15 protein-coding genes are annotated in these 12,567 nt (G+C 68.6%); 2 read left to right on the plus strand and 13 right to left on the minus strand.

Annotated features, from left to right (window positions below):
- Positions 1–38: 38 nt before the first annotated feature.
- Positions 39–590, plus strand: a complete 552-nt coding sequence (locus B128_RS0107495; protein ID WP_018111666.1) for a protoglobin domain-containing protein — start codon at positions 39–41, stop codon at positions 588–590.
- Here B128_RS0107495 and B128_RS0107500 read toward each other — a convergent pair.
- Positions 587–3,214 carry a replicative DNA helicase gene (locus B128_RS0107500; protein WP_018111667.1) on the minus strand — a complete coding sequence of 876 codons (2,628 nt, stop codon included), beginning with the start codon at positions 3,212–3,214 and terminating at the stop codon, positions 587–589. The two genes, B128_RS0107495 and B128_RS0107500, sit on opposite strands and share 4 nt — an antisense overlap.
- Positions 3,215–3,337: 123 nt before the next feature.
- On the opposite strand from B128_RS0107500, the gene B128_RS0107505 reads away from it, so the two are divergent.
- Positions 3,338–4,954, plus strand: a complete 1,617-nt coding sequence (locus B128_RS0107505; RefSeq protein WP_026175107.1) for a transglycosylase SLT domain-containing protein — start codon at positions 3,338–3,340, stop codon at positions 4,952–4,954.
- Here the strand turns inward: B128_RS0107505 and B128_RS0107510 are convergent.
- Genes B128_RS0107510 through B128_RS0107565 form a run of 12 tightly spaced genes read right to left on the minus strand, consistent with a single transcriptional unit; the run spans position 4,941 to position 12,566 of the window.
- Positions 4,941–6,107 carry a cation:proton antiporter gene (locus B128_RS0107510; RefSeq protein ID WP_018111669.1) on the minus strand — a complete coding sequence of 389 codons (1,167 nt, stop codon included), beginning with the start codon at positions 6,105–6,107 and terminating at the stop codon, positions 4,941–4,943. The two genes, B128_RS0107505 and B128_RS0107510, sit on opposite strands and share 14 nt — an antisense overlap.
- Positions 6,107–6,559, minus strand: a complete 453-nt coding sequence (locus B128_RS0107515; protein WP_026175108.1) for a CBS domain-containing protein — start codon at positions 6,557–6,559, stop codon at positions 6,107–6,109. The genes B128_RS0107510 and B128_RS0107515 overlap by 1 nt, the downstream gene beginning before the upstream one ends.
- A 10-nt stretch (positions 6,560–6,569) precedes the next feature.
- Entirely contained in the window at positions 6,570–7,202 is a 633-nt protein-coding gene (locus B128_RS0107520) for a rhomboid family intramembrane serine protease (protein WP_018111671.1), read from the minus strand.
- A complete protein-coding gene (locus B128_RS0107525; RefSeq protein WP_018111672.1) occupies positions 7,203–8,033 on the minus strand; it encodes an SDH family Clp fold serine proteinase in 831 nt (276 codons plus the stop codon).
- 28 nt (positions 8,034–8,061) lie between these two features.
- The gene (locus tag B128_RS0107530; protein WP_018111673.1) at positions 8,062–9,195 is read right to left on the minus strand and encodes a cation:proton antiporter; all 1,134 of its coding nucleotides are present in this window, start codon (positions 9,193–9,195) and stop codon (positions 8,062–8,064) included.
- Positions 9,195–9,665 (minus strand): cation:proton antiporter regulatory subunit, encoded by a 471-nt coding sequence (locus B128_RS0107535; RefSeq protein WP_018111674.1) that lies wholly within the window; start codon positions 9,663–9,665, stop codon positions 9,195–9,197. The genes B128_RS0107530 and B128_RS0107535 overlap by 1 nt, the downstream gene beginning before the upstream one ends.
- A complete protein-coding gene (locus B128_RS0107540) occupies positions 9,662–10,081 on the minus strand; it encodes a phosphate-starvation-inducible PsiE family protein (protein WP_018111675.1) in 420 nt (139 codons plus the stop codon). Before B128_RS0107540 ends, B128_RS0107535 begins: the two co-directional genes overlap by 4 nt.
- Before the next feature lies 1 nt (position 10,082).
- Positions 10,083–10,529 carry a DUF1931 family protein gene (locus B128_RS0107545; RefSeq protein WP_018111676.1) on the minus strand — a complete coding sequence of 149 codons (447 nt, stop codon included), beginning with the start codon at positions 10,527–10,529 and terminating at the stop codon, positions 10,083–10,085.
- A gap of 36 nt (positions 10,530–10,565) precedes the next feature.
- On the minus strand, positions 10,566–10,976 hold the full coding sequence (locus tag B128_RS0107550) for an Hsp20/alpha crystallin family protein (protein WP_018111677.1): 411 nt from the start codon (positions 10,974–10,976) through the stop codon (positions 10,566–10,568).
- A gap of 11 nt (positions 10,977–10,987) precedes the next feature.
- Positions 10,988–11,410, minus strand: a complete 423-nt coding sequence (gene trxA, locus B128_RS0107555; RefSeq protein WP_018111678.1) for a thioredoxin — start codon at positions 11,408–11,410, stop codon at positions 10,988–10,990.
- Positions 11,411–11,455: 45 nt separating this feature from the next.
- Complete coding sequence (locus tag B128_RS0107560) at positions 11,456–12,142, minus strand: metallophosphoesterase family protein (RefSeq protein WP_018111679.1); 687 nt, start codon at positions 12,140–12,142, stop codon at positions 11,456–11,458.
- Positions 12,143–12,152: 10 nt separating this feature from the next.
- Positions 12,153–12,566 (minus strand): Hsp20/alpha crystallin family protein, encoded by a 414-nt coding sequence (locus B128_RS0107565; protein ID WP_018111680.1) that lies wholly within the window; start codon positions 12,564–12,566, stop codon positions 12,153–12,155.
- Between the last annotated feature and the right edge of the window lies 1 nt (position 12,567).

The raw sequence follows: 12,567 nt of genomic DNA on the forward strand, positions 1-12,567 counted from the left end.
CCCTGGACGCCCCCGGGGTTTGGCGGTACATTTGTCCCGTGGACCCCGGGGACCTCCTTGCCCTCTTGAAGCGCCGCACCGGCTTCACCGAGGCCCATGCCGCCCTCCTCAAGGAGCTGGGCCAGGTCATGACCCCCATCGCCCCCGAGGTGGCCCTGGCCTTCTACGACTACCTGGGCCGGGACCCGGAGCTGGCGGAGATCCTCCACGCGGTGCCCGGCAGGGTGGAGCGCCTCTACGGCACCTTTGCCCGCTGGTATGCGGGGCTTTTCTCCGGGGTGTACGACCGGGTCTACGCCGAGGGGCGGCGGCGCATCGGGCTGGTGCACGCCCGGCTGGGCATCGGCCCCAGGGCCATGGTTCCCGCCATGGGCATCGTGCAGGAACTCTCCCTGGAGCACATGCGCACCGCCCTGCGGGGCCCCGAGGTCTTCAGCGCGGTGGAGGCCTTTGAAAAGGTGCTTGCCATAGAGCTTGGGCTCATTGAGGAGAGCTACCTCGAGGCCCTCTCCCTGGGGCTTTCTCTGGGGCATAAGGACCTGCGGCGGGCGCTTTCCGAGGGGGCGGCGGCCCTCCTCGCCGGCTCCTAGGGCTCGCGGGCCAGGTCGTTGAAGCGCACGTGGGCGGCGTGGAACTGGAGCTCCACCGTGCCCGTGGGGCCGTTGCGCTGCTTGCCCACGATGATCTCCGCCACCCCCGCCTTTTCCGAGTGGGGGTTGTAGTACTCGTCCCGGTAGATGAACATCACCAGGTCCGCGTCCTGCTCTATGGAGTTGTGCACGATGATGTTGTTGGCCACGAAGTTGTGGGGACCGGGAACCGTGAGGTCAAAGACCTCCTCCTCCCCGGCCGCCTCAATGGAGACCACCTTGTCCCAGTAGATGTCGCTCGTGGCCACGTGTTCTAGGGCCTGGCAGTCCAGGGCCTTGGCCACCTGGAGGGCACGTTCACGACCGAGGTTCTGCCGGAAGAGGGTTGCCCCCGAGTAGGCGGTGCCTATGGCCCGGTACAGTTCCCGGTGGGAAAGGCCTGAGACGGCCAGGCCAGCCCGGGCCAGGGGCAACCATGCCTCGCGGGGAATCACGTCCCGGTTGGTGTTCTCTGGGTGAGCTTCCAGGTAAGCCTCCACTTGGGCCAAAACCTGGCGCCTGCGGCTCCCTACGGCGCCAATCTCGCGAACAAAACGCAGCAGGTCGGAGCGGCCGCTGACGATGACGTGGAACTGGTCGCGCCCCTTGCCCTTTTGCGGAAGGCGTTTGATCCGGGAGTTGATGCCCAGGTACAGCAAAAGGGTCTGCACGTCCAAGGCCAGTTGCTGGCTACTGGTGGCGAAATAGACCCGGGGGTAGGAGGCACCGCCTTGCTGTAGGTGGACGCAACCATCTGTGGACCAAAGATGCCGTAGAAAGCGGGCGATGGCGGGGGCGGGTTGGGTAAACACCCTTTCAGGAACCCGTTTCTCATGGGAGCGCAGACCCCATATACCCAGGGCCTCGAGCCATGCCGCTACCGGATTGCGCCTACCCGGCCCAAGCCTTTCCCTAGCGCTCAGGTAGACCTGGAACCAACCTCGCTCGGGCTTGATCCTGGGGGTGATGGCCTCACCGAACACCGCTTGGGCCAAGCTGACCACGGTTTGCGCCAGGTCAGGCTCCCGGGTGGTGTACTGCAGGGCGTGGCGGGGCAGGAGGCAACCGTCCCCGATCAGGTGGCCCAACAGGGCCAGCTCTTCTTCCCCGAGCGTCTGCTGCTGCGAGGGGATTAGTTTCCGCGGCAGGGCCAGGTAGTCGCCTACGGTGAGCTCGTCCAGCCGCTTCCAACCCCGTGCGGTGAGGAATTTGTGGTTGGCCGTTGCCCGAATGTGGCGTCCTAGCCTGGTGGTGAGGGCGAAGACGGGTTTTACGCCGGTGGAGAAGGCCCGGCTTACCCGAGCCAGCACCAGCTTCTGGGTGGCCTCGTCGAGGGCCAGCACCTCAAAGCCGCTTTTTCCCACCAGGTTGCGGATGGGCTGCCGGGAGCCATCCCCCAGCTGCACCAGGGTGTCCCCGGTAAGGCAGCCCGATTCCCTCAGGTCCGAGAGCATGGGCCGCTTGTTGGGCCTGGCCTCCACCGCCCGCGAAAGCTGGCTTAGGGCAATGACGGGGATGGAGAGCTCTCGGGCCAGGGCCTTAAGACCTCGAGAGATAGCGGCGATCTCCTGCTGGCGGTTCTCCCCCTGCTTGCCTGCCCCGGGGCCGGACATTAGCTGTAGGTAGTCTATAATAATCAGGCCCACCGCGTGCTGGCTCCTCAGGCGGCGGGCCCGGGCCCTGAGCTCCATCAGGGTGAGGTCCGGGGTGTCGTCAATGTAGATGGGGGCCTCGGACAGGCGGCTGGCCACGTCCACCAGCCGGGAGAAGTCCCGGTCGGTGAGCTGGCCCAGGCGGACCCGGTTCATGTCTATGCGGGCCTCGGAGCACATCATCCGCAGGGTGAGCTGGGCCGCGGGCATCTCCAGGGAGTAGATGCCCACCCCCACCCCCTCCTTCAGGGCCGCGTGCTGGGCGATGGTGAGGGCGAAGGCGGTCTTACCCATGGCGGGCCGGGCGGCGATGATGTTCAGGGAGCCGGGGGCCAGGGTGCCGATGAGCCCGTCCAGCTCCTTGAAGCCCGTGCGCACCCCGGCCACCTCCCCCTTGTTCTGGAAGAGGGCCTCGATGTGCTCAAAGGTCTCGTGGACCAGCTCCCGCATGGCCCGGGCCTCGGTCTCCGTCTGGGTGAGGGCCACCTCCAGGATGCGCTTGCCGGCGCTGTCCAGGATCTCGTCCAGGCTTCCCGCCTCCTCATAGGCCAGACGCATGGCCTCGCCCGCGGCCTGGATGAGCCGCCTCAGGGTCCACTTCTCCGCCACGATGCGGGCGTAGTGCTCGGCGTAGGCGGCGGTGGGCGTGGCCTCGGAGAGCTGCACCAGGTAGCTCACCCCTCCCACCCCCTCCAGCTCCCCGCGGCGGGAGAGCTCCTCCGAGAGGGTGACCAGGTCCACAGGCTTGCCCTGGGCCCGGAGGTTCTGCATGGCGCCGTAGATCTTGCGGTGGGCCTCGGCGTAGAAGGCCTCGGGGGAGGGGAGGAGGCCTTCCAGTTCATCCAGGATGTCGGAGTCCAGGAGGATGGCCCCGAGCACGCTCTGCTCGGCCTCGAGGCTGTGGGGGGGAATACGCCCTTCCGGATAGCCCATAAGCTTTACCAGGCTACGCCCCTCCCCGGGGGGTGCGCTAGGGGGCTTCCGGCGCGGTAAGGATTGGCCTCTTGTGCGCCTCTCAGGAAGCCGGGGTAGGGTGGGGGCGTGGGGCTTTTCCGCATGGGGTGCCTGGGGCTTTTTCTCCTCCTCTCCGCCTGCCGGGCAGGGGGGCTTCCCGAGCCCTTCGCCACCCTGGAGGGGGGCAGGGTGGAGGCGGTGCGCCAGGTGGCCCTCTCCGGGGAGGGGTATGCCCGCATGCTGGCGGGCTGGTTCTTGGTGGACCAGGAGGAGGTGCCCCTGGCGGAGCGGGCGGAGTACGCCTGGCGCTACGCCCTCTTCCTGGAAGGGGTGCGGGCCTTTGAGCCGGGTTGGGAGGCCAGGGAGGCCTGGCGCCGGGCGGCCCCCCTCTTGGAGGCTGTCCAAGACCCCCGGGCCTTTTCCGCCTGGCAAAGGCTCCTCCCGGAGCCGGAGGCGGTGGCGGCCCTGAGGCGGCTTCGGGAAGGGGAAAGGCTCTGGGAGGCCCTCTTCCGGGGCCAGGCCTACGGGGCTCTTCTGGAGGCCCTCCCTCCGGGGGCACGCCCCGACCTGCGGGCCCAGGCCCTCTACCGCCTGGGGTGGTACCGGGAGGCCCTTCCCTTCTACCAGGCCTGGGCCGGGGAGGACCCCCGGGGGTATTTGGGCCTGGGGTATGCCCTCTGGCGCCTGGGGCGGCGGGAGGAGGCCCTGGCCGCCTTGGCCCGCTACCCCCACCCGGAAAGCCGCTACGCCCAGGGGAGGCTCCTGGAGGAGATGGGCCGGGTCCTGGAAGCGGTGGCCGCCTACCGCGGGAGCACCCCCGAGGGGCTTTGGCGGGCCACGGCCCTTCTGGAAAGGCAGGGCCTAAAGCGGGAGGCCCTGGACCTTTACCTGGAGCTTGCCCAGGGGGAAAGCCCCTACGCCGACGACGCCGCCCTGCGGGCCTACCTCCTGGCGGGGGACCTGGGCCTGGAGGCGAAGCGGGTGGAGGCCTGGGTCCGGCTCCAGGGGGGGCTTGGCCTCCTGGTGGGTAAGGCTCCCGAGCCGCCCTCGCCCCCGCCCGCGGCCCCCCTTCCCCTCGAGGCCCCCCTGGCGGAGGCCCTGGCCCGGGGGGGGAAGGAGGTCTGGGCCCGGGGGGTGGTGCGCTACGCCCTCTGGCAACACCCCCAGGACTGGCCTGCCCTGGTGCCCCTTCTCTACGCCCTGGGGGCCTACCGGGAAGGCATCCGCGCCGCCTGGCCCAGCGCCCTGGCCTACCCCCGGGCCTACCGGGCCTGGGTGGAGGGGTACGCCCAGCGGGAGGGCCTGGACCCCCACCTCCTCTTCGCCCTCCTCCACGTGGAAAGCCGCTTTGACCCCCGGGCGGTGAGCCCCACGGGGGCCCTGGGCCTGGGCCAGTTCCTCCGGAGCACCTGGGCGGACGTGGCCCGCATGCTGGGGGAACCCCCCGCCGACCCCTTTGACCCCGAGGCCAGCATCCGCTATGCCGCCCGCTACCTGCGCTGGCTCCTGGAGCGCTGCCGGGCCTTGGGCCTGGAGGGGGTGGAGGCGCTGGCCTGCGCCCTCACCGCCTACAACGGCGGTATCGGCTACACCACCCGGGGCATGGCCCGCGAGGGGGGGCTTTACCCCTTCCTGCGCTTCCAGGAAAGGGACGAACCCCGGGAGTACCTGGCCAAGGTGCTCTCCGCCTACGCCGCCTACCGGGCTACTCCCCCTTAGCCGCCCGCAGACCCCGTTCGGTCCAGGCGATGAGGGGCTTCAGGGCGAAGGGGGCGAAGAGGGTGGTGAAGACCACCATGAAGAGGACGATGGCGTACTCCTCCTCGTTCACCGCCCCCGCGGCCAGGCCTAGGGCGGCCACGATCAGCCCCACCTCCCCCCGGGGGGCCATGCCCACCCCCACGGTGAGGGCGGAGCGCACCCCCTGGGTCAGGGACCCCAGGAAGCCCCCCACCACCTTGCCCAGGATGGCGATGACCGTGACCACGCTTCCCGCCACCAGGGTGGCCGGGGAGAGGAGGGCGGCCAGTTCCAGCCGCACCCCCACCATGGCGAAGAAGATGGGGGCCAAAAAGCCCTCTATGGCGAAGATGGGCTCCTCCAGGCGGTACTTCTCCCGCACCTCGGAAAGGAGCATCCCCCCCAAAAAGGCCCCCACGATGGGGGCGAGGCCGATGGAAGCGGCCAGGGCGGCCATGCCCACCCCCAGGGCCAGGGCGAAGCCCACGGGGCTGCCCACGGGGAGCCTCTCCAGGGGGAGCCGGGCGAAGAGGGGGGAGAGGGCCACCGCCAGGCCCACGAAGGCTATGGAGAGGAGGATGAGCTCCAGGATGGCCCCGGTTTCCACCTGGCCCGTCTTGGCCACCCCGTTGACCACCGCCAAGACGATGAGGCCCAGGACGTCGTCAATGACCGCCGCCCCCAGGATGATGCGGGCGTAGGGGCGGGAGAGGACGCCGAGCTCCTGGAGCACCCGGGCGGTGATGCCCACGCTGGTGGCCACCAAGGCGGTGCCCAGGAAGAGGGAGGGCAGGGTGGCGAAGCCTATTTGTACGCCAAAGAGGTAGCCTCCCACGAAGGGGAAGGCCACCCCCAGCACCGCCACCAGGAAGGCCTCCTTGCCCACGGCCAGGATGTCCCGAAGCCTAGTCTCCAGGCCCACCATGAAGAGGAGAAAGATGGCCCCGAGCTCGGCCAGAAACTCCAGAATCTCCCCCTCGTGCACCAGCCCCAGGAGGGCGGGCCCCACCAGGATGCCCGAGAGCACCTCCCCGATCACCACCGGCTGGTTCAGCCTCCGGAAGAGGAAGGCCATCACCTGGGCCGCCAGGAGGAGGTAGAAGACCTCCAGGATGTGCCCGGCTCCGTGCATCAGCCCCTCCGCAGGATGAGCTTGAGGAAGTCGCTACGGGTGAGGATGCCCACCACCCGGTTGTGCTCGTCCACCACCGGCAGGTGCCGGACCTCGCTGGAGAGGAGGACCTCCAGGGCCTTCCCCACGGGGTCCTCGGGGTGGACCCGGGGGATGTCCGTGCGCATCACCGCCTTCACTGGGGTCTTCTGGTAGCGGCGGTAGATGCTTTCCAGGAAGTTCCCGTCCACCCACTCCCCAAAAAGCTGGAGGGCCTCCACGTCGGAGAAGGGCACGTTCTCGGGGCGGGGCAGGAGCTCCTCCACCTGCAAAAGCCCCAGGAGGTGCCCTTCCCGGTCCACCACGGGAAGGCTGCCGTAGCGCTTGTCCAGGATGCGCTGGGCGGCCTCCTCGAGGGTGGCCTCGGGCCCGATGGTGTCGGGGTCCTTGGTCATCAGCTCGGCTACCCTCATGGGCAAGAGTCTACCAGCGCCGCCAGCGGGGGGCAAAGCGGCGGGCCAGCAGGACCCCGAAGAGGAACCCGCCCAGGTGGGCCCACCAGGCCACCCCGGGCAGGCCCAGAAGCCCCTGGAGGAGCTGGAGGAAGGCCCAGTAGCCCAGGTAGAAGCCCGCGGGGAAGGTGACGAAGAAGGGGAAGACGAAGAAGACCAGGGAGACCACGTAGGCCCGGGGGAAGAGGGCGTAGTAGGCCCCCAAGACCGCGGAGACCGCCCCGCTGGCCCCAATCATGGGGACCTGGCTCCCCGGGGCGGAAAGCCCCTGGGCCACGGCGGCGGCCACCCCGCCCAGGAGGTAGAAGAGGAGGAAGCGCCCGTGCCCCATGCGGTCCTCCACGTTGTCCCCGAAGACCCAGAGGAACCACATGTTGGAGAGAATGTGGAAAAGCCCTCCGTGGAGGAACATGCTGGAGAGGAGGCGGTACCCCTCCCCCAGGGGGTCCTGGAAGAAGAGGGCGGGGACAAAGCCATAGGCCGCCACCACCGCCTCGGGGCCCGCGGCCAGCTCCCAGAGGAAGGCCAGGGCGTTCAGGAGCACCAGCCCCTTCACCACCAGGGCCGGGCGGCGGGCGTGGTTCAGGTCGTAGAGGGGGAACACCTAGCCCCTCCGGGGTTCCTGGCGGTAGGGGAGGGGTACGTACTGCACGCTGGGCTTGCCTCCCTGGGCCTGGGGGTAGAGGTCCATGAGCTCGTAGACCTCCAGGGGCATCTCCGTGCTCACCGGTAGCCCCAGGGCCCGGGCCTGGGCCACGTCAATGGGGTAGTCGTGGGTCCAGGTGCCCTGGGAGAGCAGGGTGGCCACCTCCTCCGCCTTCTCCTCGGGCATGCGCTTCAGGAGGAGGTTTTTCACCGTGGCCTTCACCTGCTTCAGGGCCTTCTCGGCCATATCCGCCAGGATCAGGGTCTGGTCGTCCACCTCGGAGAGGGGCTTTTTCTCCAATACCTTCAGGATGCTGGCCGCCGGGTACTGGCCCAGCTGGGGGTCCACGGGGCCCAGCACCGCGTTCTCGTCCATGACGATCTCGTCCGCGGCCAGGGCGATCAGGGTGCCCCCGGACATGGCGTAGTGGGGCACGAAGACCGTGACCTTGGCCGGGTGGCGCAGCAGGGCCTCGGCGATCTGCTCCGCCGCCAGGACCAGCCCTCCTGGGGTGTGGAGGACCAGGTCAATGGGCATGTTTTTGTCCGTGAGGCGGATGGCCCTGAGCACCTGCTCGGAGTCGTCAATGTTGATGAAGCGGCTGATGGGGATGCCCAGGAAGCTCACCGCCTCCTGGCGGTGGATGAGGGTGATGACCCGGCTTTTCCGCTTGCGCTCCAGCTCGGCGATCTTGCGGGCCCGGGCCCCCAGGAGCATCTGCTGTTGCAGGTAAGGGGTGAGGGCGGAGAGGATGAAGAAGAGCCAGAAAAGTTGGAAGAAGATCTCCATATCGGACCTCCTTCCCCAAAATACAATGTCAGCCCCTCGGGCTCGCTCCTGCGGCTTTGCCTCGAGGTTTGGGGAAAAGGCCCCAAAGGTTTGGTGCCTGGTGGATGAGGAGGGCCCCCAGGGGGATGGAAAGCAGGACCAGGAGGACGGCCACCTGGCTCACCAGGGGGTAGCCCTGCGCCAGGGCCAGGGTCCCCAGCACCAGGTTGAACTCTCCCCGGGGCACCAGGTAGAAGGCGCTGTAGAGCCGGCGCTTGGGGGAAAGCCCCGCCCGGGCACTGCCCAGATGGTTCAGGGGGAGCTTGAGGAGGAGGCCGAGAAGGGTTAGGCCCACCCCCAGGGGGGTGAGGTCCTGCAGGAGGGGAAGGGCCTCGGCCCCCACCACCAGGAAGAAGAGGGCCACCCCCAGGTCCCGGACAGGACCGAAGAGGCTTTCCAGGCGTTCGCGCAGGCCCAAGGCGGCGGCCACCACCCCGGCCAGGAAGGCCCCCACCCCCTCGGAGGCGCCCACGGCGTGGAAGAGGAGGGCGGTGCCTGCGGTGAAGGCCGCGCCCAGGAGGAGGACCAGTTCGTCGGAAAGCGTCTCCACGAAGCGTACCAGGACAGGACCCAGGAAGCGGGCGAAGAGCAGGTAGAGGAGGGCCAGGCCCAACCCGCCCAAAAGCCCCCAGGCCCCCTCCCCCCCGAGGAGGGCCAGGAGGAGGGCCACCACCAGGTCCTCCAGGACCAGGATGCCCAGGACCACCTCGCTTTCGGGGTTGGCCGCCCGGCGCAGGTCAACGATGAGCTTGACGATGACCGCGCTGGAGCTGGCGTAGATCACGCCCGCCAGCAGGGCGGCGCCCCGCCAGTCCAACCCCGCCAGGAGGCCGAGGCCAAAGCCCAGGGGGAGGGCCAGGGCGTCGTAGCCTCCTGCCCGCAGGGCCTTGCCCGAGACCTCCCTTAGGCGGTCGGGTCCGAACTCCAGGCCCACGGAGAAGAGAAGGAGGAGAAGGCCCAAGGAGGGAAGGGGTTCCAGCTCCTCCACGGGGAGCCTTTGCCCCACCAGGAGCCCAATGAGCAGGTAGATGGGAAGGGGAGGGAAACCCAGGCGGTGCACCAGGGCCGACCCCAGGGCCAGAAGCCCCGCGGCCAGGGTGAAGGCCTCCACCGAGGGGTGCATCATAGGCTCCGTTTCAGGGCCTCCACCGCTTCGCGGGTACCGGCCACCACCAGGGTGTCTCCCACCTCCAGGACCGTATCCGGGGCGGGATGAGGGATCAGGGGGGCCCCGGGCCGGTCCACCGCCAGGAGGTGGGCCCCTTCCGGCAGGGAGAGGCTTTCCACCCGCTTTCCCACCAGGGGCGAGCCCGGGAGGACCCGGAGCCACTCAATCACCTTCTGCCCCAGCTTGCTCTGGGTGTCCCCCACCGCCTCGGGGTGGAAAAGGACGCCGGCCAGGATGGCCCCAAGCTCCCGGGCCTCCTCGTCCGTGAGGTCCAGGGCGGCGGTGGGTTCTTCTGCCGGTCCTTCAAAGTACTGGAGTTCCCGCTTGCCGGAGTGGTGGACCACGATGACCAGCCGGTCCCCGCTGCTCACCGTGATGGTGAACTTGCGCCCCACCCCGGGTAGGACGGCTTCCTCTACCCTCATCCTTGCCTCCTTGGGGAAAACTGCACCGCCAGGGTGCGCCCAGCCACCAGGGCCAGGATGCCCAGGGTCCAGAGGAAGAGGTCCAGGCCGTTTATCTTTTCGGCGAAGAGCAGGAGGAGGAGTTCCCGCAGGGCGAGGGCCACCCCGATTTCCAGGAGGACCTCGAGGCGCACCCGCTCCAGTTCAAAGTACTCCACGAAGACCCGCACCAGCTCCAGGACGATCACCAGGCTGAGGACGTTGGTGATGAGTTCCTTCAGCCCCAGGCGTACCGTGGGCTCGGTGAGGGTGAGGCCAAGCTCCGAGAAGGTGCGCCCCACCCCCACGAAGAGGCCCAAAAGGAGGGCCACCACCACCAGGTTGAAGACCAGGCGGGTGGCCCGGCGGTAGAGGGAGAGGAGGACGTCTTGGCCCATGCTAGAGGAGTAGGCGGAAGATCCGCTCTGCCCGCTCGTGGTGGGCGGGTTCGGGGTTCTTTAGGGCGGGGTCCAGTTCCTTAAGCACCTTGGCGTAGGCCACCACCAGGGCGCCCGCCAGCTCGGGCAGGAGGGCCCGCACCTCCTCGGCCATCTCCAGGTCCAGGGGAGGGAGGGCGGCCATGCTTTCCAGCACCGGGGTAAGCGCCAGCCGGGTGTCCAGCCGGCGGAAGGCCTGGAGGCTTTCCTGGAGGCCCCTGGTGAGGGGCAGATCCGGCTCAGAGATGATGTCCCGCCCGTTGTACTTAGCGTTCCGCTCCGCCACCACCAGAAGGTCGTAGAGCCTGTCCCGGAGGAAATCGGAGAGGCGTTTCAGGTCGTTCTTGTCCACGTCCAGGCTGGCCGCCTGGCGGAAGAGCCTTTCAAACTCCGCCACCTGCATCAGCATGCGCGCTCACCTCCTACAAGGAGCTTTGGACCGGGGTTAGCCTTCCTGCACCGGAATGCGCACCGGGGGCTCAGGGGGGCGCTTCTCCCGGGGAATCCTCACCTCCAGCACCCCCTTGGCCAGGCGGGCGGAGATGCCCTCCTTCTTGGCGTCCTTGGGCAGGAGGTAGGCGCGGTAGACCCGGCCGTAGACGATCTCCGAGAGGTGCTTGGTGCGCTTTTCCTCCCGCTTCTCCCCTTCAATCACCAGCTGGTCCCCCTCCAGGCGCACCTCCAAGGCTTCGGGGGAGAGCCCCGGGACCTCCACCCGCAAGAGGTAGTGGTCCTCGTGCTCGGAGAGCTCCGAGAGGGGTTCCAGCACCTCCACGTCCTTGAAGGCCTTTTCCAGGGCTTCCTCAAAGGCCTTGCGCACCCGGTTGCGCCCAAAGGGCCAAAGCTTCTCCAACATGCTTCACCTCCTCAACCCAGGTAGGGCCTGAGCCGCTCCTCCAGCACCCGCTTGGGGCTTGCCCCCACCCAGGTGGCCACGGGGTTTCCCCGCTGGAAGAGGACCAGGGTGGGGATGCTCCTCACCCCGTATTGGGCCGCCAGGGAGGGGTTTTGGTCGGTGTTCACCTTCACCACCTTGAGCCTGCCCGCGTACTCCTGGGCCAGGGCCTCGAGGACCGGGGCTACCATGCGGCAGGGACCGCACCAGGGGGCCCAGAAGTCCACCAGCACCAGAGGCGCCCCCGCCACCTCCCGGGCAAACCCCTTTTCGTCCGCCTCCACCACCCAGGGCAGGGGGGCCTTGCAGGCCCCGCAGACAGGGACCTGCCCGGGCGGGGGTTCGCCGAGCCGGTTTTTGGCCCCACACCGGGGGCAGACCACGGTCTCCGCCATGCTCCTAAGGGAGCCCCTGCGCCGGGCCAACCCGGCGCAGGGGGTTTAGCGCACGTTCCCCGTCTCCAGCTTCCTGGCCCGGAGGTCTAGGAGGCTATACTCCCCTTCCGAGAGGTCCCCCGGCACCACCACCCAGCTTGCCCCCAGGGTCTCGTGCTTCTGCCCCTTCCCCGCCACCAGGACCAGGAGGGGGTTGTGGGTCTTGATGAGGTGGGCCACCTCGTGGGAGCCCGCCTCCCCCAGGCCCTTGTGGTGGGGCATGGTGTGGAAGAGGAAGATCTTGGGGTAGTCCTTAAGGTCCCAGAGGGCCTTCAGGTGGTACTCCGCCACCCAGGCGGGGTAGCGCAGGGCCTCCTCCTCCTCGGGCTCGCCCTCGTCGGTGATCTCGCCTCCCACCCCCGCCACCAGATAGGGCCCTTTCCAGAAGGTGAAGGTCTCGTGGACGTTGCGCATCTCGGGCCGCACCAGCTCAATGTTGGCCGCCTCCCGCAGGTACTCCCAGATGGGAGCGTCCTGGGGCCCGGGGATGTAGGCGGTGGGCAGGTGGGCCTCGGAGAGGATGCGGAAGAAGGCGGCGTAGTCCCGGCTCTTGGCCGTCTTGGGCATGAGGTTGCCGATGAGGGCGATGGCGTCTGCTCCCGTGTCGGGGGCCACCTTCACCAGCCGCTCCAGGGCCTCGAGGTCCCCCATGGGGTTGGAGGTGGCCAGGATGTACCGCACCGTGCGCCGCATACCTCACCTCCTATTCCACCTTCACCTGGATGCGCTTGGGCTTGGTCTCCTCCGCCCTGGGTACCAGAAGGTGCAAGACCCCGTGGCGGAAGCGGGCTTCCACCCGGGAGAGGTCAAAGGTGCTGGGCACGTTGAAGCTCCGGGCGAAGGTGCCGTAGGGGCCTTCCAGGCGGTGGTAGGCCGCTCCCTCCTGCTTTTCAAAGGGACGCTCGGCCTTCAGGGAGAGCACCCCTTCCTCCGCCACCACCTCCACCTTCTCCGGGTCCACCCCGGGGAGGTAGACCAGGAGGTGGAGCCCCTTCTCGTCCTCCAGGACGTCCACCGGGGGCGCGTAGACCCTGGGCCCCTGCTGGGGGGTGCCAAAGGCACGCGCCAGCCTTTCCTGCAACTCCTCCAGCTCCTTAAAGGGGTCAAACCGGATCATG

The organism is Thermus igniterrae ATCC 700962 (genome assembly GCF_000376265.1).
In the GTDB taxonomy this organism is placed as follows: Bacteria; Deinococcota; Deinococci; order Deinococcales; family Thermaceae; genus Thermus; species Thermus igniterrae.